A 25938-nucleotide genomic window follows, 5' to 3' on the forward strand; every position below is an offset into this window, starting at 1 on the left:
AATGACTCTCAGGGATTGGCTCGCGGGCCACCGTTCACTCGTCGCCACCGCGACGAGCGGCACGGTGATCGCCGCGCTGGTCGCGACCGTGGCGATCGTCTCCTCCGGGTACACGGCGCAGCGCCTTGACCTCAATGACGGCTCCGTGTGGGTGGCCAACGGGAGCTCGCAGGTGATCGGACGCGCGAACACCCAGGTGCTCGCGCTCAACACGGTTGTGGCCTCGAGCGGGGCCGACATCCAGACCATCCAGCGCGGGTCAACGGTGCTGCTCTTCGACCGCACCGACAGCAAGGTGGATATCGTCGATCCGGCCACATCGAAGGTGCAGGACAGCGTGCCGCTGCCGCCGCAGGACCCCCAGCTGTCGATTGCGGGAGACAACATCGTGATCGCCGCCGGCGGCACTGGCCAGGTCTGGATCGTGCCGCTCGCCCAGCTCCCCACTTTCGACGCCCAGTCGCCGGCCACTCTCAGCCTCGGCGCGAACGCCGTGACGAGTGTGACGCCCGAGGGGATGCTGTTCGGCTATTCAGCCGACACCCGGCAGGTCTACCAGCTGGACGCCGCACACGCCGACACGGTTGCCGAGTCGACGCGTGCTCGCTTCGGGGGCGCGAGACGGGACGTCTCGGTCACCTCGGTCGGCGGACGGTGGGTGCTGTTCGACTCTGTGAGCCGCACCATCCTCACGGCAGACCGCACCATCGATCTCTCGAGGCTGATCTCTTCCGGAGCGAATGCCGTGCTGCAGGAGGCCTCCACCGGGGGTGACTCTGTGCTGATCGCCTCGTCGACGGGACTTCTGAAGGTGCCGCTCGGCGGGGGGAACACGGTGACCCTCACGACGAGCAATGGGGGGATCCCCGCCGCTCCCCGCGTGATGGGGGGCTGCACCTTCGCCGCGTGGTCGATCGGTTCGGCGTGGCGGCAGTGTGGCAGTTCATCCGCCGTCACCCTGACTCTGGACTCGATGCCGGCATCCGCCTCCCAGCTGGCCTTCGTCTCCAATGCGGACCGGCTGGTGCTGAGCGATCCGCGCGGTGGCGGCGTGTGGGCGGTGCAGCAGGCCGGAGAGCTCATCGACAACTGGGCCGACCTCATCACCGTGCGGAAGGACCAGCAGAAGGTCGAGCAGACCAACGAGGACACCCCGCCCGATTACGAGAAGACCCAGGTGCCGCCGGTCGCCGTGGACGACTCCTTCGGCGCGCGGCCCGGGCGAACGAGCGTGCTGCCCGTGCTTCTCAACGACTACGACGCCAACGGTGATGTGCTGGTGATCTCGGATGTGACGGCGCTCGACGAATCGATCGGTCACCTCGACCTCATCAACGACAGCCAGCAGGTGCAGATCACCCTCGCACCGTCGGCCAGCGGAACAGTGAGCTTCGGCTACTCGATCAGCGACGGCCGGGGTGGCACCGCGAGCGCCACGGTGACGGTGGCCGTGAGGCTTCCCTCGGAGAACTCCCCGCCGTTCCAGGTGAAGCAGTCCAGGGCCCTCGTCGCGGCCGGTGGTCGAGTGACGCAGGACGTGCTCGGAGACTGGGTGGACCCGGACGGTGACGCCTTTTACCTCACATCGGCCGCGACGGCGCCACCGGACACGGTGACCTACAAGCCGGAGGGCACGGTCGTCTTCACCGACGGGGGTTCGGGCCCGGGCTTGAGGTCGGTTCCGCTCGTCGTCTCCGATGGCAAGCTGAGTGGCACCGGTTCGCTCTCGGTCACGGTGAAGGCCATCGGTTCTGTGCCGATCATCGCCGATTCCTACGTGAAGCTGGCCTATGCCGGCCAGGAGATCACCCTCTCTCCACTCGATCATGTGCGAGGGGGCTCCGGAACACTGCGGCTCGCCAGCGTGCCGGCGAAGAGCGGGGTGACCATCACCCCGAGTCTCGAGGCCGGCACCTTCCGGTTCCTGAGCGACCAGGTCGGCACGCACTACATCGACTATGTGGTCAACGACGGTGACCAGACCGCCAACGGCATCGTGCGTGTCGACGTCGCGGCACCGCCGGACGCGAACACCAAACCCATCACGATTCCGAAGAACATCTTCGTGCAGTCGCTGAGCACCCAGACCATCGATGTCGCATCCAGTGACAAGGATCCGGCTGGAGGGGTGCTCCTGGTGACGGGCGTGTACAACCTCGCCCCGAACTCCGGAGTGACGGCGGAAGTGCTCGAGCAGCGCTCCATCCGTGTCACGCTCACCGCGCCGCTGGAGTCCGGGACGGTGACTTTCAACTACCGCATCACGAACGGACTCGCCGAGGCCGAAGGCGTGGTGAACGTCGTGGAAATTCTCCGCCCCACCCGCTCCCAGCCGCCGATCGCCAACGACGACAGCGTGACGGTGCGGGTCGGCGATGCCATCGACATCCCGGTGCTCGACAACGACGTCCAACCGGATGGCGAACAACTCACGCTCAACCCGCTGCTGTCGACGACGCTCGGGGGCAACTCCGGGCTGCTGTTCGCCTCCGGCAACGTGCTCCGGTACCTCGCTCCGCAGAAGACCGGAGATTTCACCGCGGTGTATGCGGTCTCCGATCCGAATGGGCAGAGCGCACAGGCGCAGGTGAAGATCTCGGTGCGTGAGGCGGTCCAGGCGACCAATAATCCCCCGGTTCCGCAGACCGTGACCGCCCGGGTGATCGCGGGCGAGACCGTGCGAATCCCCATCCCGCTCACCGGCATCGACCCGGACGGGGACTCTGTTCAGCTGCTCGGCCAGGCCACGAACCCCACCAAAGGATCGGTCACCGCGGTGGGAACCGACTACGTCGACTTTCTCGCCGGTGACTACTCGGCCGGCACCGACACCTTCACCTACAGTGTCATCGACGCCCTCGGCGCCCGGGCGATCGGCCTCGTGCGGGTGGGAATCAGCCCGAAGTTCCCGGGTGCCCGCAACCCGGTCGCCGTGTCCGACGAGGTGCGCATCCGGCCCGGGGGCACGGTTTCCATTCAGCCGCTCCTGAACGACTCGGACCCGGATGGGGGCACCCTCTCCATCACGAAGGTCGAGCCGAACTCGAAGGACATCGTCGCGCGCATCGAGGGCGACATCGTGAAGGTGACGCCGCCGACCAAGCCGGGCACCTACGGTCTCGTTTACACGATCGAGAACCGCTTCGGTGGCACCAGTGCCGCGTTCATCACGGTGATCGTGAGCACGGATGCGCCCCGCTCCTTCCCCGTGGTGAATGACACCGTGCTCACCCTGTCCGATGTGCTCGGGCGAGACTCACTCGACGTCAACGTGCTGAAGAATGTCTTCTTCGCCGACGGCAACGTCTCGACACTCGGGGTCTCGGTGCTGCCCGGCTACTCGAGCGATGCGACAGTGACGCCGACGAAGCGCATCCAGGTGACCGTGAAGAACAAGAGCCAGATCATCCCCTTCTCCGTCGCGAACCCCGACGACGCGAGCGTGGTGTCCTACGCCTTCGTGTGGGTGCCCGGACTGAATGACGCCCTGCCCCAGCTGAACCGCAAGGCGCCTCCGCTCACGATCGCGAGCGAGTCGACGCTCTCGATCGACCTCAACGACTATGTGCTCGCGATCGGTGGCAAGCAGGTGCGCCTCACCGACTCGACCACCGTGCAGGCCACCCACTCCAACGGGTCGAACCTGGTGGTCAACGATCACACCCTCCAATTCACCTCCGCCGATAAGTACTTCGGGCCGGCATCGATTTCCTTCGAGGTGACCGACGGGAGCTCTGCGACGGATCCGACCGGTCGGAAGGCCACCCTGGTGCTGCCGATCAAGGTCACCCCGCGGCAGAACCAGCCGCCCGTCTTCGTCGGCGGGGTCATCGACTTCGAGCCGGGCACGTCGAAAGAACTCGACCTGCTCAAGCTCACCAACTACCCGTATCCGAAAGCACTGCCGGAGCTCACCTATTCCGTGCTCAACCCGCTGCCGGACAGCTCGTTCACCTACACGCTCACCGGACAGAAGATCGTCATTCGCGCAAGTGAGAGTGCGGTCAAGGGCACTTCGACGGCGATTCTGCTGGGGGTGAAAGACAACACCTCGACCGGGCTGCAGGGCCAGATCGAGCTGAATGTCGTGGCATCCAGTCGCCCGCTCGCGCGACCGGCGCCGGACTCGGTGCTCGCGCCGCGGGGACAGACGACCACGGTGGACGTGCTGGCCAACGACGAGGCCACCAACCCATTCCCGGGCAAACCACTGAAGGTGCTCGCCATTCGTGGGCTCGACGGCGGATCGGTGCCGTCCGGGCTCACCATCTCCCCGAGCGCCGACAATCGAAAGCTGACCATCACTGCGTCGTCCTCCGCGCAGCCGGTCGACACCAACCTGCAGTACGAAGTGGCCGATGCGACCGGGGACCCGGACCGCTACGTCTGGGGCTCCATCACGGTCTCGGTGCAGGACAAGCCCGATCCGGTGACCGCGCTCAAGGTCACCTCATTCGGGGACCGCGTACTCACCGTGCGCTGGAGCCCCGGGGTGTCGAACAACTCTCCCATCACCGGCTATGACATCCTCGTGACCTCGGCGTCGGGGGCAGTGTCCACGACCTCCTGTGCCGTCGCGGTGTGCGACATCACCACGCCGGGCAACGGTCCGGCCAACGGGGTGCGGGTGGCGGTCAGGGCCATCAATGCGATCGGGGCCTCGGATGCGACGGACCTCGGTGCGACCGTCTGGTCGGACATCATCCCTCCCGCTCCGACCGGCCTCGCCGCGAATCCCCTCGATGGCGGTCTGCGGATCATCTGGAATGCTGTGACGACTCCCTCCGCGGGAAGCGCGGTGAACAACTACCGCCTGGTGGTCGGCGGCGCCACGACCGATGTCGATCCCTCCGCCTGCAGTGGAGGATCGTGTTCCGCCGACGTGTCCGGGCTGACCAACGGCCAGAACGTCTCCGTGTCCCTCAGCGCGCGCAACTCGGCTCTCGCTGCCCTGGCGACCTGGAACTCCGCAAGCACGACCGGCACCCCCGCCGGTAAGCCCCTCTCCGTGTCCTCGCCGACGGCCACTGCGACCGACAGCTCGATCGCGCTCGCCTGGGGCGGCGCGTTCAGCAACAACGGGCGGGAGATCACCGGCTATCGGGCCGTCGCCTATACCGGCGCGAGCCCCACCTGCGCGGCGCCCACCCCCTCGGGATCGACCACCCAGTCGGTGGGCACCTCGACGGCCGCCACCTTCTCCGGGCTCTCGCGCGAGTCGAGCTACTCACTCGTGGTGCTCGCAGACAACAGCATCGGCTGCACCGCGAGCCCGGCCGTCTCCGCGCACACCACCCCGGGAGTCGTCACCGCGATCTCCACAAGCGGCCCGAACAAGAGCGGTGCGACCTACGATTACGCTCTCACCGGAGCCTCCATCGGTACGCCGCTCTCGAGCGACTACAGCTTCTATTACCGGCTGCAAGGCGACTCGGTGCCCGCAACCGAGTATGGGCCCGTCTCCTTCGGAGCCCTCCTCACGGCGGAGGGCCAGCAGTACGGCCACGCGATCTCGGTGCAGGTGCGTGCGTGCCGCAACTTCCCGGATGCCGGCGCGGTCTGCCAGCAGAACTGGTCGGCGTCCTTCGCTGTCGGAACTCCCGTCGATCCGCGGATCGGTCCGGTCACCTTCACGCCCGTCGTGAATCCGGCCAACCCGAACGATCCGAGCGGCACTTTCACCTGGCCGAGCTGGACCTCCGCACGCTACGAGGGCATCCAGTATTCCTGTGGCAACGGGGTCGGGGACACGCTCTTGCCAGGAGACACGAGCCAGGGCGGCCAGTGCGTCGCGCTCGTGCAACCCGGACAGGAGCCCGTGCTCACGATCGTGGTGATCGCCAATGGCGGAAGTACCTACACGATCCAGTACGACAGGAACGGTAATGTCCGATAACGTGCGGAGACCCCCGCTGAACCGAGAGGCACCCGCATGACGATGACACCCGAGCAGGCGAACTGGTTCTCCGACATCTTCAATCGGCTCGTCGCCAATGTCGACCAGGTGCTTCTCGGCAAGACCTTCGTCGTCAGGCTGTCATTCACCGCACTTCTGAGCGAGGGACACCTGCTGCTCGAGGACTTTCCCGGAACGGGCAAGACCTCCCTCGCGCGTGCCATGGCGCAGAGCGTGAAGGGCTCGACCAGCCGCATCCAGTTCACCCCTGACCTGCTCCCCGGTGACATCACCGGGGTGAGTATCTACGACCAGGGAGCCGGCGAGTTCGAGTTCCACCGCGGGCCGATCTTTGCGAACATCGTGCTTGCGGATGAGATCAACCGGGCGAGCCCGAAGACCCAGGCCGCACTGCTCGAAGTGATGGAGGAAGGCCGCGTCACGGTAGACGGCATCTCTCACGATGTCGGGGCTCCCTTCATGGTGATCGCCACCCAGAATCCCATCGAGCAGGCCGGCACCTATCGGCTTCCCGAGGCCCAGCTCGACCGGTTCATCATGAAGGCGTCGATCGGCTATCCCGACCATGCCTCGACTGTGCGCATCCTCGAGGGCGCAGGGGTCAAGGCTCACGAGACGATCCTGCCTCCCATCGCGACCGACGAGGTCATCGTGGAGATGGGCGCCCTCGCGCGAACGGTCCATGTGGACGCGACGATCAACGACTATGTCTCGCGGCTCGTCGAAGCGACCCGATCGGCGACCGAGGTGCGGCTCGGAGCGAGCGTTCGCGGAGCACTCGCGCTCATCCGCACCTCCAAGACCCTCGCGGCGGCGAACGGGCGCCACTATGTGATCCCGGATGACGTGAAGGCCCTCGCCGAGCCGGTGCTCGCTCACCGGCTCGTGCTCGACCCCGAAGCGGAATTCGACGGGGTGACCGCATCGAGCATCGTCAGCCAGCTGCTGATCGAGACCCCGCCGCCGAGCGACAGGCAAGCGGTGTGAGCGATCGGGGGCAGGTACGCCAGGCATCGAACAGCCGGACGGTGCGGGGGCAGTCCGGCCACGTTTCGCGATCCTCCCTGTCGTCTTCCCACTTCGACTCTGCCAACGGCACCGCCACGGTCGGGCTCACCAACGCCCGCACTCGCATCGTGGGCAATCGCACCGGGTTCCTCGCCGATGCGATCATCACCCTCGTGCGCTTGTTCCGCGCCATCGGCGAGGTGCTCTCCGCCTGGTTCCGGCGCGTCTCTTCGGTCGTCACACCGCTCGGTTGGTCGATGCTCTTGCTGGTGCCCGCCGCTTTCGTCTTCGGCTACGGGCTGGGCTGGGTTGAACTGGTGGCCGTGGCCTTCGCCGGAACCGTGCTCATCCTCATCGCCGCCGCCTACCTCGTCGGTCGCAATGCCTTCGCCATAGATCTGACGGTCGCCCACAGCCGGGTCGTGGTGGGGGATCGGGCCACCGGCCTGATCACGGTGACGAATCCGACCCGTCGCCGCCTCATCGGGGTGAAGGTCGAGGTGCCCGTCGGGCGCGGCCTCGCGGAGATCGCCATGCCCGGGTTGTCCCGCGGCGCCGCATTCCGCCACGAGTTCCTCGTGCCGACGAGCCATCGCGGTGTCCTCGCCATCGGTCCCGTGCGCACGGTGCGCGCGGATCCCGTTGGCCTGGTTCGCCGGGAACTCGTCTGGACGACGGCCAGAGAGCTCTTCATCCACCCGCGCACCATCGGCATCCCCTCCACCAGCACCGGGTTCGTGCGAGACCTCGAGGGGAATCCCACGAGGGACCTGTCCAACAGCGACGTCTCCTTCCATGCGCTGCGCGAATACGTGCCGGGGGACGAGCGACGCTACATCCACTGGAAGAGCACCGCGAAGACGGGCACCTACATGGTGCGGCAGTTCGAGGAGACCCGCCGAAGTCACCTCGTGATCGCCCTCAGTCTCGCGAGCGCGAACTACGCGACCGATGAGGAGTTCGAGATGGCGGTGAGCGTTGCGGGATCCCTGGGCGCGCGCGCGATCCGGGACGCCCGGAACGTCGCCGTCGTCGTCAGTGAGAAGACCCCGGAGTTCGCCAAGCGCAAAGTGCTCGCGGTGCGGCATCTCAACACGCTCACCCGAACCCGACTGCTCGACGACCTGTCTGTCGTCGATCACGCGGAATCCGCGCTCGGCATCATGGATGTCGCCAGGGTCGCCGCCGATGAGATCACCGGGATCTCCGTCGCCTTCCTGGTCTGCGGATCGCTCGCCACCGCCACAGAGCTTCGTGCGGCGTCCACCAAGTTCCCTCCGGGAGTGGAGGTGGTCGCTGTCGTGTGCGACCCAGAGACGATCCCTGGGCTCCGTCGGGTCGCCGGACTGAGTGTGCTGACCATCGGCTACCTCGAAGACCTGCAGAAGTCCCTCGCCCGGGCGGCGGCCGCGTGAGTACCGGATCCGACAGCATCCGCCGCATCGACAGCAAGCGCCGGTCCCGGGTGGAGAAGCGACGCCCGGGGCGCCGCCGGTCGTCCGGTCGCGCGCGCCTGCCCTTCGCGTTCACGGCGATCACGATCCTGATGCTGTGGTCCACAACGCTCGTGGCCTCCGCGGCCCTCTGGCCGATCTACCAGTCCCGTCAACTGCTCGTCGTCGTCGGAGCGACCATTCTCCTCGGATCGGCCATTGCCGTCTCCGGCGCCCTCTACCGCTGGTCGACGCTGACCGTCACTCTCGTCACGATCGGCGTCTACCTGCTGGTGGGAGTACCTCTCGCCATCCCCGATCGCGCACTCTACGGCGTCCTGCCCACCGCCCAGGGCGAGATCGAATTGCTGCAGGCCACCGCACTGAGTTGGAAGCAACTTCTCACGATCACGCTCCCGGTCGGATCGTACGAGTCGCTTCTGGTGCCGGCGTTCATCCTCGTGCTCGTCACGACCGTCGTCGGGCTCACGGTCGGCCTCCGCGCGCGCTGGGGAGAACTCGGGGTGCTTGCGCCCGTTGCGCTCTTCATCACGGCGATCGTGTTCGGCGCGGCCACCGCCACCTGGCCCCTCGAACTCTCGCTCGGGCTGCTCGCGACATCGCTGGCGTGGCTCGTCTGGCGGCGGTGGTACCGACGCAGGGCCTCGATCCGCCTCCTCGCAGCCCAGGCTCTCGACAGCGATGGCCGACCGCTCGAGACCGCAAGCGACACCACCTTCGCCGGCTTCCGAACCATCATGAGTGCGGGGCTCATCGTGCTGCTCGCGGCCGGGGCCTCGGTCGCTGCCACGCTCTCCCTGCCTCCCACGGTTCAGCGGCACGTGTTGCGCACGGCTATCGTGAAGCCCTTCGATCCTCGGGTCTATGCGAGCCCCCTGAGCGGCTTCCGGCGCTACGAAGAGACCGTCGAGGCCAACACGACGATGCTCACCGTCACCGGCCTGCCGATCGGCAGTCGCATCCGCATCGCCACTCTCGACACCTATGACGGGATCGTCTACTCGGTAGGCAGTTCCCAGGTCTCCAGCGAATCGGGTTCCTTCACGCGGGTGCCCTCCACTTTCGACCAGTCCCGCACCGTCGGCGATCCGGTATCCCTGCGCGTGGTGGTCGGCGGCTACTCCGGCATCTGGCTTCCCACCGTCGGCAAGTTCACGAGTGTGAACTTCGAGGGAGCGGATGCCCCGGAGCTGCGGAATTCCTTCTACTACAACAACAACAGCGGCACCGCCGCGGTCGTCAGGCCCCTCGCGACCGGTGACAGCTATTCGCTGACAGCGGTGCAGCCCCGCCAGCCCTCGGCCGAGCAACTCGCGGCCCTTCGCCCGGGAGCCGCCGCCGTGCCACCGACCGCGCAGATCCCGGACCAGCTCTCGTCGACACTGGATGCCTGGACGCGCACCGAGACCGCTCCGGGAGCGCGCCTCGCGGCGATGATCACCGCAATGAAGCGGACCGGCTACATCAGCCACGGCGTCGACCCCGAGCAACCGGCCAGCCGCTCCGGCCACGCCTCTGACCGGATCACTCAGTTGCTCACCGACCAGCGCATGATCGGCGACCAGGAGCAGTACGCCGTCACCGCAGCGCTGATGGCCCGCCAGCTGGGCTTTCCGGCACGGGTGGTCTTCGGTTTTGTGCCCGAGGTCAACACCCAGGGCCCGACGCAGGTCCTCGGAAAGAACATCTCCGCCTGGATCGAGGTGGACACCGCCCAGTATGGGTGGGTGACGGTGGATCCGACGCCGCCGGTACGTGACATTCCCGCGGAGCTGCCGAAGGATCCGACGACCATCGCCCGCCCCCAGTCGCCCGTGCAGCCTCCCATCGAGGACCCGACCCGCCCCACCGCCCAGCAGCCCCCTGAGAGCACCCAGGACTCCTCGACGAAGGACAATCCGCTGCTCGCCGTGCTTCTCGTCGTGCTCCAGGTGCTCGGCTGGGTTGGGCTCGGCGCGGCGATCATCCTCGCCCCGTTCCTCGCGATCGTGGTCGCGAAGCTGAGGCGGCGCATGCTGCGGCGGCGCGCCCCGACCGCCATCCAGCGCATCAGTGGAGGGTGGCAGGAGTTCGAGGATGCGGTGATCGATCGCGGTCTCGAACCGCCGATTTCCCCCACTCGCACCGAGGTCGCATCGACGGTCGGGGGAGTGCAGTCGCTGGTGCTCGCGGCCGTCGCCGACCGTGCGGTGTTCTCCCCGGACCAGCCGCGGGACGAGGAGGCAGACCAGGTCTGGCGCGCGGTAGAGGACTTGCGGGCATCCATGAATGACGGTCGCACACGTCGGCAGCGCATCCGGGCCGCGATCTCGCTGCGATCGCTCGGTGGATATAGTGTCAAGAGACTGTTCGGACGATAGTCGGATGGTCGCGGCGGGATGGCAACAATGGGGAAGGGTACGGGAACCATGACGTGTACCTTCTGCGGAACCCCGTTGCCTCCGGGGGCCCTCTTCTGTGGCGAATGCGGCCGCGCGGTCGTCGGGGTCCCGCTCGTCTCGGCAACGCTCGCGGCGGCGCCTCCGCCGTCCGTCGAGCATCGACAGACCGTCGACTACCCACAGGCTCCGGCGATGCCGACCGTGCAGAATCCGGTTCCACCGCTGGTCGTGCCGAGGTCGGATGGCGCTGCAACGGTGGTCTGCGAGCAGTGTGGTTCGCCGATGTCGGAAGACGACATCTTCTGCGGTGAGTGCGGCTTCGTCTCGCGGGCCGCGAGCGAGGACTTCGGGCGCTCTCGCGACACCGCCATCATCAATCTCAGCCCACCGATCACCCCGGTCTCGCGCCCACGTCCGGTGCCCGTCGTGGACCACCTGCCCGATTTCGAAAAGGCTCCGGACTCAGCGCTACCGGCGATCTCCGTCGATCCCGCCGTTGCCGAACCCGCGGCGATGCCGAGCCAGGACGCCTTCGTGATGCCGCCGCAGCCGCCTCGAGTCACGCTGCCGACCACGGCGAAGAGCACAGAACGAACAGACGCGCCGTTCGACGAATCGGGCGATCTCGAGGCGACCCGCATCTCGCGTGCCGGCCGGGCGGGCGAGCGTTTCGTGCTGCAGTTCAGCACGGGCGAGAGCTTCACGGTCTACGGCAGCGGGCTCATCGGCCGCAACCCCCGCTCGGAGCCGGGCGAGTATTTCGACCAGCTCGTGCGCGTGCTCGACCCGAGCAGATCCGTGTCGAAGGTCCACCTTGAATTCGGCCAGGATGCCGGACGATTCTGGATCATGGACCGCTACTCCGGAAACGGCACGATCGTGCGCGAACCCGAGTCCGAGGCGGTGCGCTGCCAGCCGGAGAAGCGCTTCCGCATCGCCCGCGGCACTCGTGTGGACATCGGCGAGCAGTTCTTCATCGTGAGCTGACCCTTCCTCTCCTCGGCCGGCCGGTCGAAGTGAGCACCGTCCCGAGATCGTCCGGTCCCGGGTGGAGGAACACCGCGGTGATGCTGGGCTTGCGGGATGACCGTTTCCCCGACTCCGACCCCGCCTCCGACCCCGGCCCCGACCCCGCCTCCGCCTCCACCCTCGGCTCGACCGAGCGAGGTCGCGCGACCGCTGCCCGCTCCCCGAGCGCCTGAAGAGCCGAGGGCGCAGGGTTTCCCCCTCGTCGCCGTTCTCGCGCCGGTCGTCGGCTCTGTGATCATCTGGGCGCTCACCCGGTCTCCGTTCGCCCTGGTCTTCGCCCTCCTCGGCCCGCTCGTGGCGGTGGCCAGCGTCGCGGACGCCCGGCTGCAGTCCCGACGCCTGGCGCGGCGGGAATCGGCGCGGTTCGCCGGGGAGGTCGCGGCCACGCGCACCGCTATCGACAGGCGGCATGCGCGGGAGCGGGAACTATTGCTTCGCGGGGCTCCCGGTGCGGTCGGGATCACCTCTCGGGCATCCCACGACCCCGAACGGTGGCGCGTCTCCGCGAGCGCCGGAGTGCCCGTGCGTCTCGGCCTCGGCAGCGCGCCCAGTTCGGTGCACCTCGACGGGATTGCCGTGGCTGCCGTGCGGGACGACGATCCGGTGCAGACCGCGATCGGCCATCTGCACGATCTCGCCTCGATGGTGGAGGGCGTGCCGATCGTGGTCGACGCACGGCTCGGAATCGGTGTGTGCGGGCCGGTCACGCTGGCGCAGGCCGTCGCTCGCGGCATCCTCGTTCAGCTCGGTGACCGTCTCGCGCCGGACCTCGGTCTGTTCTCGGCCGGACCGGGGGCTCTCGACTGGATGGAGTCGTTGCCGCATCGGGCGGCGATGACACCGGGTCTGTCTGGCGGCGTCATCCGCTGGAGCTGTGAGGGCGAGTCCGGCGTGCTCGCCGTCGCGCCGCGGGTGGAGGAGCTTCCCCGGGAGTGCAGGGTGGTCGTGCGGGTCGTGGCCGGTCGTCGTGCGCGGGTGGTGCGGTCTCCGGATGATGCGAGGCTGGACCCGCCCGTCGATCTGGTCGTCGAGCTCGTCTCGGCGGAGCAGGCCATCCACCTTGGCGCTTTTCTCGCCGACGCGGCCCATCACCTCTCCCGGCGAGCTCCGCAATCGGATCGGAGCATCGAGCAGGACTTCGACTCCCTTCCGCCTCCCGAGGGGTCTTTCCGCTCTCGCGGCACCCTCGCCTGCGTGTTCGCCCGGCGCGCCGACGGGGGAGGGATGACGGTGGACCTCGTGGCTCAGGGTCCCCACGCGATCGTCGGAGGCACGACGGGAAGTGGAAAGAGCGAACTGCTCATCAGCTGGGTGCTGGCGATGGCGCGTAGTCATTCACCCTCGGTCGTCACCTTCCTACTGGTCGACTTCAAGGGTGGCGCGACCTTCGCCGCCCTGGGCGGGCTCCCGCATGTGGTCGGCATCGTTACCGACCTCGACGAGAGGACCGCCCACCGTGCGATGCTGAGCCTGCGGGCGGAGATCAGGTTCCGCGAGCGATTCATCGCAGATGCGGGCGCCCGGTCGGTGGATGACTCCGGCGTCGACCTGCCCCGACTCGTGATCGTGGTCGATGAATTCGCCGCGATGGCCACCGACTACCCCGAGTTGCACGACCTGTTCGCCGACCTGGCAGCGCGGGGGAGGTCCCTCGGACTGCATCTCGTCCTGTGCACCCAGCGACCTGCCGTCGCCATCCGGGATGCGGTGCTCGCCAACGCGACCCTTCGCCTCTCGCTCAGGGTGAATAACCGGGCCGACAGCCTGGCCGTGCTCGGCACGGGGCAGGCCGCGGAGCTCTCGGGCGAGAATCCCGGCTGTGCCTTCGTCTCGAGCGACAACGGATCCGCGCAGGAGGTGCGAGTCGCCCGCGCCACGGACGCCGACATCGCCCGCGTGATCGCCCAGAACCCCCCTGGTGCGACGGAGATCCGGCGACCCTGGTGTGACGACCTCGCCTCGTCCATCCCTCTCGCTGCACTCGAACGCCACGGCGCGGGGATTCCCTTCGCCATGGTCGACCTGCCAGAGCAGCAGCGCCAGGAGACGGCACGGTACGACCCCTCCCGCCACGGCAGCCTTCTCGTGATCGGAGGTCAGGGCTCGGGAAAGAGCGAGTTGTTTGCGACCCTTGCCGCCGCATCCGGCGTAGAGCGGCTGCCATCGAACCCTGACGCGGCCTGGGATGCCGTCGAGGCGGTGAGCGAGCGCGTTCGAACCGCAGCGAAGGGGGCGCGACTGCTGCTCGCCGACGACCTCGACGCGCTCATCGGCAGATTCGGGGAGGAGTATCAGCCCGCCTTCGTCGAGCGCCTGGTCGGGCTCGCGCGCGACGGATCCGCGGTGGGCCTGCAACTCGGCCTTGCGATGCGCCGCATTCCTCCGGCCCTTCAGACTCTCGCGTCACTCTGCGATGAACGGATCGTCCTCCGGCTCGCGTCGCGGCAGGACCACCTGATGGCCGGGGGCACCTCACCCGGGTATGTCGCACATGCCCCGCCCGGAGCGGGCGAGTGGCGTGGGTCCCGCATCCAGGTCGCCCGTACCGAGCCGGCGGCAGGCGACGGCGCGGTCCCGGGGCCGGGGGAGTGCTCGCTCGTCGATTTCGATCTCGCGGGCCTCTCCTCGGTGGCGATCGTGACGACTCGGGTCACCGAATTCGCGCGACGTCTTCGCGGGATCCGGCCGCCGCTCGGCGAGGTGGTGCTTCTCTCCTCCCCGACACGGGCCGGCGCGCTCGATGTGGTCGATCCGCGGGCGCCGTCGATCCTCATCGGTGATCCAGACACCTGGCAGAGCAACTGGGCGCTCCTCGGCGCCGCCCGTTCTCAGGGACTCGTGGTGGTGGACCGCTGCAGCGTCGCCGAATTTCGCGCGATCAGCGGTCGTCGGGCACTGCCGCCGCCGATCGGCCCGGGCAGAGAGCTGTGCTGGGCTCTGCAGCCCGATGGATCGGTGCGGCGGATGCGCGCGCCAGCAGCCTGAGCCTCGGGCGTGCACGCCGATCCGGCGCCAGTTGTCCGGCTAGGCCAGCACGCTCGCGAGGGTGCGGAAGCCGAGTCCGTGGGCCGCAGCGACGGGCTCGCTGATGATCTCGCCGGCGTGGGTGTTGAGCCCGAGGGCGAGGGAGGGATCGGCTCGCAGCGCCTCGATCCAGCCGTTGTTCGCGATGGCGCGAACATAGGGCAGCGTCGCGTTGGTGAGCGCATAGGTCGAGGTGTTCGGCACGGCGCCCGGCATGTTGGCGACGCAGTAGAACAGCGAACCGTGCACCGTGAAGGTGGGATCGGCGTGGGTGGTCGCGTGGGAATCGGCGAAGCATCCGCCCTGGTCGACGGCGATGTCAACGAGCACGCTGCCCGGCTTCATCCGCGACACGAGTTCGTTGCTCACGAGCTTCGGGGCCTTTGCGCCGGGCACGAGCACGGATCCGATCACCATGTCGGCATCAACGCAGGCCCGGTCGATCTCGAACGAATTGGAGGCGATGGTCTTGACGCGTCCGGCGTAGAGGGCATCGAGTTCGCGCAGTCGCTGGAGGTTCGTGTCGAGTACCGTGACCTCCGCACCGAGCCCCACCGCCACGGACAGGGCGTTGGTTCCGGCGACGCCGCCGCCGAGCACGACGATCCGGGCGGGATGGGTGCCGGGAACCCCGGGCACCAGCAGGCCGGGGCCGCCGTTGGGCTTGAGCATCGCGTTGGCGCCGACGATCGGGGCGAGTCGACCGGCGACCTCGCTCATCGGGGCGAGCAGCGGCAGTGCTCGGGAGGGCAGCTGCACGGTCTCGTAGGCGATGCCGGTCACACCGCGCGACACCAGTTCGTCGGTGAGGCGGCGTTCGGCTGCCAGGTGGAGGTAGGTGAACAGCAGCAGGTCATCCCGGAAGTAGCCATATTCGCTCTCGACGGGCTCCTTCACCTTGAGCAGCAGGTCTGCAGCGGCCCAGGTCGATGCCGCATCCGGGCTGATGGAGGCGCCGGCATCGCTGTAGGCCTCGTCCGGAATGGATGACCCGAGGCCCGCTCCGCTCTGCACGAGCACCTCGTGGCCGTGCGCGACGAGATCATGCACTCCCGCGGGGGTGATCGCTACCCGGAACTCGTTGTTCTTGACCTCGGACGGAACGGCGACTCTCATGACACTCCTGGGTGATTGTCGGTGCGATGGTGCCACGACGGTGTGGCGGCGGACGACCGGATCATCGGTCCCGCACCCCTCAGCGTAGCGGCGAGAGACGCGTGATTCCGCAATGAAATTATGCGTCGAGGTACTGATTTCGTGAAGATTGTGTTTCGAGATGGTGGTTTTGCTCCTTTTAGAGTGCGCTCGGGCGGTCAGCTGTGCGAGTATCTAGCAACGCGGCTCGACCACTGTGGTTCGCCTGGTGGTCCGCCGGTGTCCCGTTTGCATATGTCGTGAAGGAGTCGCATCTCAATGACCAGGTCACTACCAACGGATCCGATGGTCCAACGTCTGATCCGCGAGGCACGCACCGCCTCACTCTCCCGTCGCAACGTCCTCACCGGCGCCGGCATCGGCGCTGCAGCGCTCTCACTCGCTGCCTGTTCGACCGGGGGACCGGCCGCGAAGCCCACCGCAGCGGTGGACAAGTCGAGTAGTGACAAGAAGATCAAGTGGGACAACTGGGCGGCGTACCTCGACGAGGATGCGGACGGCAAGACGCACCCGACGCTCGATGCCTTCGAGAAGCAGTCCGGCATTTCCGTGAAATACGACGTCGCGGTCGATGACAACAACACGTACTACGGCAAGGTGAAGGACCAGCTCGCCCTGGGCCAGGACATCGGTGCCGACCTCGTCTGTCTCACCGACTGGATGGTCAGCCGCCTCATCAACTTCGGTTACGTCCAGAACTTCGACCTCTCGAAGATCCCGAACGCCAAGAACCTGACCCCGTCCCTCAAGAACGTGGACTTCGACCCCGGACGCAAGAAATCGCTGCCCTGGCAGGGCGGCTTCGCCGGTATCTGCTGGAACAAGGACAAGGTGCCCGGCGGTCTCAAGTCGGTCGACGACCTCTGGGACCCGTCGCTCAAGGGCCGAATCGGAGTGCTCTCGGAGATGCGCGACACGATCGGCCTCATCATGATGCAGGCAGGGGTGGACATCTCCTCCAAGTGGGCCGACTCGAAGTTCGACGACGCCATCGACGTGTTCCGCAAGCAGGTCAACGATGGCCAGATCCGCAACATCAAGGGCAACGCCTACCTCGAAGACCTCAAGAGTGAGGACACGCTCGCCGCGATCTGCTGGTCCGGTGACATCACGGTGATCAACGCCGAGGCCGGTGACAAGTGGGAGTTCGCCATCCCCGAGGCCGGCGGCACGCTCTGGAACGACAACTTCGTGATCCCGATCGGGTCGCAGAAGAAGTCCGCCTCGGAGGAACTCATCAACTACTACTACCAGCCGGAGGTCGCCGCGGAGGTCGCCGCCTGGGTCAACTACATCACCCCGGTCGTCGGCGCGAAGGAGGCGATGGTTGCCATCGACCCCACCCTCGCCGACAACCAGTTGATCTTCCCCGACGAGAAGACGCTCTCGAACACCAAGGTCTTCCGCACTCTCACCGGGGCAGAGGAAAGCAAATTCGGCGCCGCGTTCCAGGCCGTCCTTCTGGGCTCCTGATGGCGACGGGTGCATTTGCGGAGTCCGGCGCCGACCTCGAGCTCGTCGGCATCCAGAAGCGATTCCCCGGCTTCACCGCCATCGAGGAGATGAATCTGGTCATTCCGGCCGGATCGTTCTTCGCGCTGCTCGGACCGTCCGGCTGTGGCAAGACCACCACTCTCCGTCTCGTCGCGGGGCTCGAGGAGGCCACCTCCGGTCGCATCCTCATCGGCGGCAAGGATGTCACCGAAACCAAACCGTTCCAGCGTCCGGTGAACACGGTCTTCCAGAGCTATGCGCTGTTTCCGCACATGTCGATCATCGACAATGTGGCCTTCGGACTGCGCCGACGCAAGATCGCGGATGCCTCCACTAAGGCGCACGAGGCGCTCAAGCTGGTCGAGCTCGACCATCTCGCGGCACGTCGCCCCGCGCAACTCTCCGGAGGTCAGCAGCAGCGCGTCGCCCTCGCCCGGGCAATCGTCAACCGTCCGGCGCTCCTGTTGCTCGATGAGCCGCTCGGGGCCCTCGACCTCAAGCTCCGTCGCCAGATGCAACTCGAACTCAAGTCCATCCAGGAAGAGGTCGGCCTCACCTTCCTCCACGTCACCCACGACCAGGAGGAGGCCATGACCATGGCCGACACCGTCGCGGTGATGAACAAGGGACGCATCGAGCAACTCGGCTCGCCCGAGGTGCTCTACGAGCTTCCGCGCACGGCCTTCGTCGCCAACTTCCTCGGCCAGTCGAACCTCTTCAGCGGCCCGGTCGCCGGCACGACTGCTGACAGCATCTCTGTCGACATCGAAGGCTGCAAGATCGTCGTGCCGAAGTCACGCGCACAGCGTCACTCCGGAATCGTGACCGTCGGGGTTCGCCCGGAGAAGCTCGGCCTCCATCTCAGCGAGCCGGCAGAGTCGGCCGGCACCAACGTCCTCGGTCCCGGTCGCGTGATCGACGTCTCGTTCAGCGGCGTGAGCACGCAGTACATCATCGCCATTCCCGGTCTCGGATCGGTCGTGGTGTTCGTGCAGAACACCGGAGACGGACCTGTCGTCACCGAGGGTGCGGAGTCCTGGGTCTCGTGGAAGGTCGAGCACGGCTTCGGACTCGAAGACGAAGCCCCGGCGACACCGCGGTTCGCGGCCGACACTGATACCGCATCGATCGCCGTGCAGAAGAAGCGGGCGCTCATGTCGGAGCTCGAGGAAGCCTGAGGTCATGGCATTCTCCGCATTCGCCACCGGCACCGCGCAGGAACAGGCTCCGCGCCGCAAGAGCCGCATCGCCCTGTTCCTGCTGCTCCCGGGCATCCTCTACCTGGTGCTGTTCTTCCTGGTTCCGCTGGTGTCGCTCGTCATCACGTCGTTGCAGGCTCCCTCCGCGCTCGGCGATATCGGGGCCTACCGGACCGCCTTCGAGTGGCAGAACTACGTCACCTCCATCTCGCAGTACGGCGGCCAGATCGTGCGGTCGTTCTTCTACGCGGTGCTCGCCACGGTGTTCGCGCTGCTGTTCAGCTATCCGCTCGCCTACTTCATCGGGGTGAAGGCACGCCGCTGGCCGCTCCTTCAGAACCTGATGCTCGTGCTGGTGATCGCCCCGTTCTTCATCAGCTTCCTCTTGCGCACCCTGGCCTGGAAGTCGCTCCTCTCGGATGAGTCGGCGTTCGTCACCGGGCTCAAGGCTCTCTCTCTCCTTGCCCCGGATGCTCACGTGACCGGCACCCCGGTGGCTGTCGTCTTCGGGCTCACCTACAACTTCATCCCCTTCATGACGCTCCCGCTGTATGCGGCGCTCGAGCGGCTCGACACCCGCTATCTCGAGGCGGGAAGCGATCTCTACGCGCATCCGTTCACCGTCTTCCGCACCGTGACGATTCCGCTGTCGATGCCGGGCATCGTCTCCGGGGTGCTGCTCACCTTCATCCCCGCGGCAGGCGACTATGTGAACGCCAGTCGGGAGTTCCTCGGCGGCACCGGCACTTCGATGATCGGAAACGTGATCGAAAGCAACTTCCTCGTGCTGCTCAATTACCCCGCCGCGGCATCGCTGTCGATCATCCTCATGGTCGTGATCCTGGCGATCGTCACCGTCTATGTGCGCCGGAGTGGAACGGAGGACCTGCTGTGACCCTTCAGGAATCGCGGGCGATCGCGGCGGCAGTGGATGCCCCTCCCGCCCCGCGCGGACCTCGCGTTCGCTTCAGCCTCGGCAGTTGGCTGCTTCCTGTCTACACGACGCTCGCGCTCGTGTTCCTCCTCATCCCCATCGCCTACACCTTCATCTTCTCGTTCAACGACTCCATCAAGTCCAACATCTCCTGGCGAGGGTTCACGCTCAACAACTGGACCCATGTCTGCGATGCGCAGGATGTCTGCGCGGCGTTCAGCAACAGCATCCTGATCGGCGTGACAGCGACGGTGATCGCCACGATCCTCGGCACCATGATCGCGATCGCCCTCGTGCGCTACCGGTTCCGCTTCCGTTCGGCGATCAGCCTGCTGCTGTTCCTGCCGATGGCCACCCCTGAGGTCGTTCTCGGAGCGGGCCTCGCGGCAGAGTTCCTCGGTGCCGGAGTGGAAAAGGGGCTGGTCACGATCATCATCGCCCACACGATGTTCTGCATCAGCTTCGTGGTGGTCACGGTGAAAGCACGTGTGTCCAGTCTCGATCCCGCGCTCGAGGAGGCGGGTCGCGATCTGTACGGATCTCCGGCCCAGGTGTTCTGGCGCATCACGTTCCCGTTGCTGCTTCCCGGGATCGTCGCGGCGGCGCTGCTGTCGTTCGCGCTGAGTTTCGACGACTTCATCATCACCAACTTCAACTCCGGATCGGCGACGACCTTCCCCAAGTTCGTCTACATCGCGGCTGCTCGCGGCATCCCGGCGGAAGCGAACGTGATCGCTTCGGCGGTATTCCTCATCGCGATCGTTCTCGTGGTGGCGCAACAGGTGAGTGCTGCGGCCCGCCGAAAGCGACTGGCCAAGGTCGGTTGATGCCCTACGAGGATCGCGCTCGACTCGCGGGGCTCTGGCAGGCCGAGATCGACCTGTTCCGCGCCCAGCGTCCGCGTTCGGCACAACTCTTCGCCGAGGCCACGCCCCACCTGCCGGACGGCGTGCCGATGCTCTGGATGGCCAAGTGGCCGGGGCCCTGGCCCGTGTACGTGCAGAGCGCTTCCGGTTCGCACTTTCTCGACGTGGACGGCATCGACCACGTCGACCTGTGTCTCGGCGATACGGGCGCGATGTGCGGTCATGCGCCCCCGCCCGCCGTGGCCGCGATCTCCGCGCAGCTCGCCAAGGGCTCGACCTTCATGCTTCCCACTGCGGATGCCGCGGCTGCGGCCGCACTCCTCGCCGAGCGTTTCGGGGTGCCCGCCTGGCAGTTCAGCCTCTCCGCGACCGACGCCAACCGCAGCCTCATCCGCTATGCGCGCCAGGTGACCGGCCGTCCGAAGATCGTGGTGCACGACTACTGCTATCACGGCACCGTCGACGAGGCCTATGCCACCCTCGACGACTCCGGCGCGGTCGTCGAACGCCGGGGCACGATCGGGGCACCGGTGCCCCCGAGCCTCACGACCGCGGTCGTTCCCTTCAACGACATCGAGGCCCTCGAGGTCGTGCTCGCAACCGGTGAGATCGCCGCAATGCTGATGGAGCCCGCTCTCACCAACATCGGGATCGTGCTGCCCGACCCGGGATATCACGCCGCCGTGCGTGAGCTCTGCACCCGCTTCGGCGTGATCCTGATCATCGACGAGACCCACACCCTGTCCGCCGGGCCAGGGGGGATGATCGCCAGGGATGGCCTCGACCCGGACGCCGTGGTCGTGGGCAAGAGCATAGGTGGAGGCATTCCCGCCGGGGCATATGGAATGACCGCATCCTTCTCCGCTCTCGTGCGCGAGTCGTTGGAACTGGAAGACATCGACGTCGGGGGAGTCGGAGGCACCCTCGCGGGCAATGCGCTTTCTCTCGCCGGCATCCGTGCCACCCTGTCGCAGGTGTTGACCGCCGATGCCTTCCCGACAATGATCGATCGCGCCACCGAATGGACGGTCGGCGTGCAGTCGGCGCTCGACGAATTCCACGTTCCGTGGCAGGTCACCCAACTCGGAGCCCGGGCGGAATACAGCTTCCGGCAGACAGCGCCCCACGATGGTGCGGAGGCCGCGCATGCCGACGACTTCGAGCTGCAGCAGTACCTCCACCTGCACGCCCTCAACCGCGGCATCCTCATCACGCCATTCCACAACATGGCGCTGATGGCCCCGAGCACCACTGCGGCCGATGTCGAGCGGCATACCGTGGCTTTTCGCGAGGCGGTAGTGAGCCTGTTCGCCTGAGCGCATCGAGCGCTGGGCGTGCGCTGGGCCACGCGTCGGGCCGAAGTGTGTGCGCTGGGCCACGCGTCGGGCCGAAGCGTGTGCGCTGGGATCGCCGCCGGGCGGTGCCCCTGCCGCCCCTGCCGCCCCTGCCTTCCCCTGCCGTGCCCTCGAGTTGCACTCTTTTGCGGCCTTGCCGGCGCTCTCACCCGCAAAAGAGTGCAACTCGGCTCCGCTGGGTTCAGCGGTGTGCGAGCAGCCGACGGATGCGCACCACGAGCTCGGCCGGGTCCTTCAGGTCGTCGGCATTCAATTCCATCACCCTCCAGCCGTGGGCCTCCAGCTTCGATCGACGGGTCATGTCCGCCCGCCACTGACCCTTCGTCGTGCGGTGGTAGTCCCCCTGGTACTCGAGCACCAGACGAAGCCCTTCGAAGATGAAATCGGTGCGGGCGATGAACTCTCCGAACTGCCCTGTCACTTCACGATTGATCTGCGGTGTAGGGAATCCGGCATCCTCGAGAATCAGTCGCAGCCGTGATTCCGGCGGCGACTCGGCGCGTTCGTTGAGACGCCGAACCGCTCGGTCGAGCGCCCGGGAGCCCCGCCTGCCGCCTCGCAAGCGGATCGCTTCCTCGAGGGCGAGCCTGGTGGTGAACGGCCTTCGCCAGTGGATGAGGAAGTCGCCGGCGGCGACGAGATCCTCGAACTCGAGCTGGTCAGCAAGGTCCGTCCACGTGCGCACGGCGGATGTGACCCGAAGGTCCGACAACACGCTGACATCGGGCGGCGTCACCGCCAGCCGATGCCCAACCACCCCGCGCGCGGAGAGTGCGCGCGACGGTGACGGGACCCCCACGTGAAGCCGATCGTCGTGCTCGAGGGCCCACGGGAGCGGGATGCCGTGAATCAGCGCGGCGGTCGAATGGCTGAAGAATGCGCGTTCGGGCATCCTCAACTGCAGCAGCGCGCACCTCTCGCGGAGGACCGTCGGTGAGCTGGTAGCGCGCACGCCCCAGACGCTGCGATCGAGGTCCCCGGCACGCAGTCGACTCGGCGTGATTCCCAAGTCCCGTGCGGCGCCGACAGTGAATCCGTGCGGAGGAAGCCCAGGCGGAAGGGCAGCGGCTCGGGTCATCCGTCGAGGGTGCCAGTTCGCGATCCTCCGCGCGCGAATCGTCCACAGGGCCCGACCGCGCGGGATTCCGCGCGCGAGTTGCACCCTTTTGCGACCTTTTACCGAAGTGCACCCACAAAAGAGTGCAACTCGCGGGAGAAGGGTCGCGCGAGAAAACTCGCGGGAGGAAGCTCGCGCGCGACGTCAGGTGCCGCGCACGACCTCGGACACGCGGATGGCTCCGACCGGCAGTCCTCCGCCTAGCACCTTCTCGGTGGTCAGCGCGCCAACCCGGTCGGCGTCCTCACGCGAAATGGCGCCGACAGAGGCGAGCATCCCGAGAGCGACGAGAGAGGTCGCGCGAGCGCTGCCGTCCAGCATCTTGAGCGCCACGGCCGTGCCGTCGGGGGCGCCCATCACGATGACGCCCTCTGCGCCGCCCTTGGTGAGCAGGCCGAGCTGTTCGATCACGACGGTGTTGGCGCGACCCGGCCCATCGATGGCCCAGGGCTCGGCCATTACCGCGGCCGTGAGGAGCGCAGCGGAGGGATCGCGCGATGACGAGACTCGCCCGACAGCGGTCGCGAGTCCGCGCAGCGTTGTCGCGAACACCGGTGCGCCGCAGCCGTCGACACCGACGTGCCCGACCGGTTCACCGGTGAATTCCTCCACGGTGGCGCGGATCCGCTGCTGCAACGGATGCTCCGGATCGAGGTAGCTCGTGGTGTCCCAGCCGTTCTGCACACAGGCCAGCAGGAAAGCGGCGTGCTTTCCGGAACAGTTCATCGTGATGCGCGCCGGGGCGGATGCCGCCGACCTCGATGCGCTGTCGAGCGGCCAATCGACCGGACACTGGAGTGCCCCCTCGTCGAGATCGGCACGCTCGAGAATCGACCGCACCACGTCCACGTGTGCCGCGGTGCCGGCATGGCTGGCCGTGGAGAGCACGAGTTGCGCGCCGGCGAGGGAGACCCCCGAGCGCAGCACAGCGATGGCTTGGAAGAACTTGAGCGAGGAGCGGCCGAAGACGAGGGCATCCACGTCTCCGAGGGCGCGCAGCACAGACCCATCCGGCGAGACGACCAGCGCAGCACCGAGGTGGCGCGATTCGTCGAGCCCCGATCGCGAGAGGATCGCCAGTTCGACGACACCGGTGGGGTCGAGAGGGTGGCTCACAGTGCCGAGAGGGCGTCGTCGAGCACCCGGAGGGCCTCGTTCAGCAGCTCAGTCGAGATCGCGAGCGAGGGAAGGAAGCGGATGATGTTGCCGTAGGTTCCGGCACTCAGCAGCAGAACGCCGTTCTGGGCCGCGAACGCGGTGATCGCGGAGACCGCGGCCGCGTTGGGGGTATGGGTGCCCGGCTCGACCAGTTCGATCGCGATCATCGCTCCGATGCCTCGCACGTCTCCGATCACCGGATGGCGCTTCTGCATCTCGAGCAGGGCTGGCATGAGCACGCCCTCGATGCGCGCCCCCTCGGCGAGGAGGTTCTTCGACTCGATCTCGTCGAAGACGGCGATGGCGGCTGCCGCGGCGACCGGGTTGCCAGCGAAGGTGCCGCCGAGTCCACCGGGATGGGAGGCATCCATGATGTCTGCTCTGCCGGTCACCCCGGCGATCGGAAGTCCACCAGCTATGCCTTTAGCGCTCAGGACCATGTCGGGAATCACCCCGAAGTGTTCGATGGCGAAGTACTTGCCCGTGCGCGCCATGCCGCTCTGAATCTCGTCGGCGACGAACACGATGCCGTTGGCAGTGCACCACTCACGAAGGGCACCGAAGTACCCCTCCGCGGCGACGACGAAACCGCCCTCGCCCTGGATCGGCTCGACGACCAGGCAGGCGAGATCGCTCGCACCGACGGACTTCTCGAGGTACGAGATGGTGCGGGCCGCGGCATCCGCTCCGCTCAGTCCGTCGTGGAAGGGGTAGGAGTTCGGGGCGTGGTGCACGTCGCTCGCGAAGGGTCCGAAGCCGAGCTTGTACGGCATGGCCTTGAAGGTCATGGCCATGGTGAGGTTGGTGCGGCCGTGATAGGCGTGGTCGAGCACGGCGACGCCGGTGCGGCCGGTGAACTTGCGGGCGATCTTCACGGCGTTCTCCACGGCCTCCGCGCCCGAGTTAAGCAGCACCGTCTTCTTGGCGAAATCGCCGGGGGTGTGCTCGGCCAGCAGTTCCGCAACGCGCACATAGCCCTCATACGGAGTCACGGTGAACATCACGTGGGTGAAAGCCGCGAGCTGGGCGGATGCCGCTGCAACGACGGCCGCGTCGGTGTGGCCGATCGTCATCACGCCGATGCCGGCCCCGAGGTCGATGAACTGGTTGCCGTCGACATCCACCACTATCGCACCGTGCGCGCGCTCGATGAAGACGGGGATGGCGGATGCGACGCCCACCGGGATCACCGCGAGGCGTCGCGCCTGCAGCGCCTGCGAACGCGGCCCGGGGATCGCCGTGACGATGCGGCGCTCCGGAACGATTTCGGCGGAATCGAGGGTGGGGGAGAGGGTGTCGGTCATCCAAAAATTCTACCGCCGGAGGGCGTAGCGTTCAGAGGGTGAACCACGAACATCACTTCGCCGTTTCCCTCGAATGGACCGGCAATCGCGGCACCGGAACGAGCGGCTACAAGGCGTACGGGCGCGATCACGTCGTACGGGCCGAGGGCAAGCACGAGATCAGCGGGTCATCCGATCGGGTCTTCCACGGTGACGCCGATCGCTGGAATCCCGAGGAGATGCTCATCGCCGCCCTCAGCCAGTGTCACCTGCTCAGCTACCTCCACGTCGCGGCGAGCAACGGCGTGATCGTGACGGACTACACGGATGCCGCCACAGGCATCATGGAGCAGACGGCGGACGGGGGCGGACACTTCACCTCTGTGACACTTCGCCCGGTCGTGACGATCGCGACGGGTGATCGCGAGCTCGCGCTCTCCCTGCACCGCGAGGCGAGACTCAAGTGTTTCATCGCCAGTTCGATGAACTTTCCGGTGGGGCACGAGCCGCGGGTGCTGTTCCGGTCCGAATAGGACGGCGAATCCGCGACATTCAGTGTTTGGT

16 protein-coding genes are annotated in these 25938 nt (G+C 67.1%); 12 read left to right on the forward strand and 4 right to left on the reverse strand.

Annotated features, from left to right (window positions below; genetic code table 11):
• Nucleotide 1: 1 nt before the first annotated feature.
• From ABIB54_RS09000 to ABIB54_RS09025, 6 genes are all read left to right on the forward strand, one after another.
• Nucleotides 2-5896, forward strand: a complete 5895-nt coding sequence (locus ABIB54_RS09000) for an Ig-like domain-containing protein (RefSeq protein WP_354575189.1) — start codon at nt 2-4, stop codon at nt 5894-5896.
• A gap of 36 nt (nt 5897-5932) precedes the next feature.
• Nucleotides 5933-6904 carry an AAA family ATPase gene (locus tag ABIB54_RS09005; RefSeq protein WP_354575190.1) on the forward strand — a complete coding sequence of 324 codons (972 nt, stop codon included), beginning with the start codon at nt 5933-5935 and terminating at the stop codon, nt 6902-6904.
• Nucleotides 6901-8340 (forward strand): DUF58 domain-containing protein, encoded by a 1440-nt coding sequence (locus tag ABIB54_RS09010; protein WP_354575191.1) that lies wholly within the window; start codon nt 6901-6903, stop codon nt 8338-8340. The genes ABIB54_RS09005 and ABIB54_RS09010 overlap by 4 nt, the downstream gene beginning before the upstream one ends.
• Nucleotides 8337-10739 (forward strand): transglutaminase TgpA family protein, encoded by a 2403-nt coding sequence (locus ABIB54_RS09015; protein WP_354575192.1) that lies wholly within the window; start codon nt 8337-8339, stop codon nt 10737-10739. Before ABIB54_RS09010 ends, ABIB54_RS09015 begins: the two co-directional genes overlap by 4 nt.
• A gap of 48 nt (nt 10740-10787) precedes the next feature.
• Complete coding sequence (locus ABIB54_RS09020; RefSeq protein WP_354575193.1) at nt 10788-11747, forward strand: double zinc ribbon and FHA domain-containing protein; 960 nt, start codon at nt 10788-10790, stop codon at nt 11745-11747.
• Between the two features lie 96 nt (nt 11748-11843).
• Nucleotides 11844-14774, forward strand: a complete 2931-nt coding sequence (locus ABIB54_RS09025; protein ID WP_354575194.1) for an FtsK/SpoIIIE domain-containing protein — start codon at nt 11844-11846, stop codon at nt 14772-14774.
• 39 nt (nt 14775-14813) lie between these two features.
• On the opposite strand, the gene ald is transcribed toward ABIB54_RS09025, so the two are convergent.
• Entirely contained in the window at nt 14814-15929 is a 1116-nt protein-coding gene (gene ald, locus ABIB54_RS09030; protein ID WP_354575195.1) for an alanine dehydrogenase, read from the reverse strand.
• 324 nt (nt 15930-16253) lie between these two features.
• On the opposite strand from ald, the gene ABIB54_RS09035 reads away from it, so the two are divergent.
• From ABIB54_RS09035 to ABIB54_RS09055, 5 genes are read left to right on the forward strand one after another with little or no spacing between them, the layout of a single operon-like run.
• Nucleotides 16254-17441, forward strand: a complete 1188-nt coding sequence (locus tag ABIB54_RS09035) for an ABC transporter substrate-binding protein (protein WP_354575196.1) — start codon at nt 16254-16256, stop codon at nt 17439-17441.
• Nucleotides 17441-18640, forward strand: a complete 1200-nt coding sequence (locus ABIB54_RS09040) for an ABC transporter ATP-binding protein (RefSeq protein ID WP_354575197.1) — start codon at nt 17441-17443, stop codon at nt 18638-18640. The genes ABIB54_RS09035 and ABIB54_RS09040 overlap by 1 nt, the downstream gene beginning before the upstream one ends.
• A gap of 4 nt (nt 18641-18644) precedes the next feature.
• On the forward strand, nt 18645-19556 hold the full coding sequence (locus ABIB54_RS09045) for an ABC transporter permease (protein ID WP_354575198.1): 912 nt from the start codon (nt 18645-18647) through the stop codon (nt 19554-19556).
• 32 nt (nt 19557-19588) lie between these two features.
• Nucleotides 19589-20422 carry an ABC transporter permease gene (locus ABIB54_RS09050; RefSeq protein ID WP_354575357.1) on the forward strand — a complete coding sequence of 278 codons (834 nt, stop codon included), beginning with the start codon at nt 19589-19591 and terminating at the stop codon, nt 20420-20422.
• Nucleotides 20422-21777 (forward strand): transaminase, encoded by a 1356-nt coding sequence (locus tag ABIB54_RS09055; protein ID WP_354575199.1) that lies wholly within the window; start codon nt 20422-20424, stop codon nt 21775-21777. Before ABIB54_RS09050 ends, ABIB54_RS09055 begins: the two co-directional genes overlap by 1 nt.
• Nucleotides 21778-21997: 220 nt before the next feature.
• On the opposite strand, the gene ABIB54_RS09060 is transcribed toward ABIB54_RS09055, so the two are convergent.
• The 3 genes from ABIB54_RS09060 to gabT form a co-directional block, all read right to left on the reverse strand.
• Nucleotides 21998-22894 (reverse strand): endonuclease domain-containing protein, encoded by an 897-nt coding sequence (locus ABIB54_RS09060; protein WP_354575200.1) that lies wholly within the window; start codon nt 22892-22894, stop codon nt 21998-22000.
• A gap of 183 nt (nt 22895-23077) precedes the next feature.
• The gene (locus tag ABIB54_RS09065; protein WP_354575201.1) at nt 23078-24049 is read right to left on the reverse strand and encodes an asparaginase; all 972 of its coding nucleotides are present in this window, start codon (nt 24047-24049) and stop codon (nt 23078-23080) included.
• Nucleotides 24046-25395 (reverse strand): 4-aminobutyrate--2-oxoglutarate transaminase, encoded by a 1350-nt coding sequence (gene gabT, locus ABIB54_RS09070; RefSeq protein WP_354575202.1) that lies wholly within the window; start codon nt 25393-25395, stop codon nt 24046-24048. The genes ABIB54_RS09065 and gabT overlap by 4 nt, the downstream gene beginning before the upstream one ends.
• A 38-nt stretch (nt 25396-25433) precedes the next feature.
• Between gabT and ABIB54_RS09075 the strand changes: the two genes are divergently transcribed.
• The gene (locus ABIB54_RS09075) at nt 25434-25907 is read left to right on the forward strand and encodes an OsmC family protein (RefSeq protein ID WP_354575203.1); all 474 of its coding nucleotides are present in this window, start codon (nt 25434-25436) and stop codon (nt 25905-25907) included.
• Nucleotides 25908-25938: the final 31 nt, after the last annotated feature.

It is taken from the genome of Frigoribacterium sp. UYMn621, from assembly GCF_040549525.1.
GTDB lineage: Bacteria > Actinomycetota > Actinomycetes > Actinomycetales > Microbacteriaceae > Lacisediminihabitans.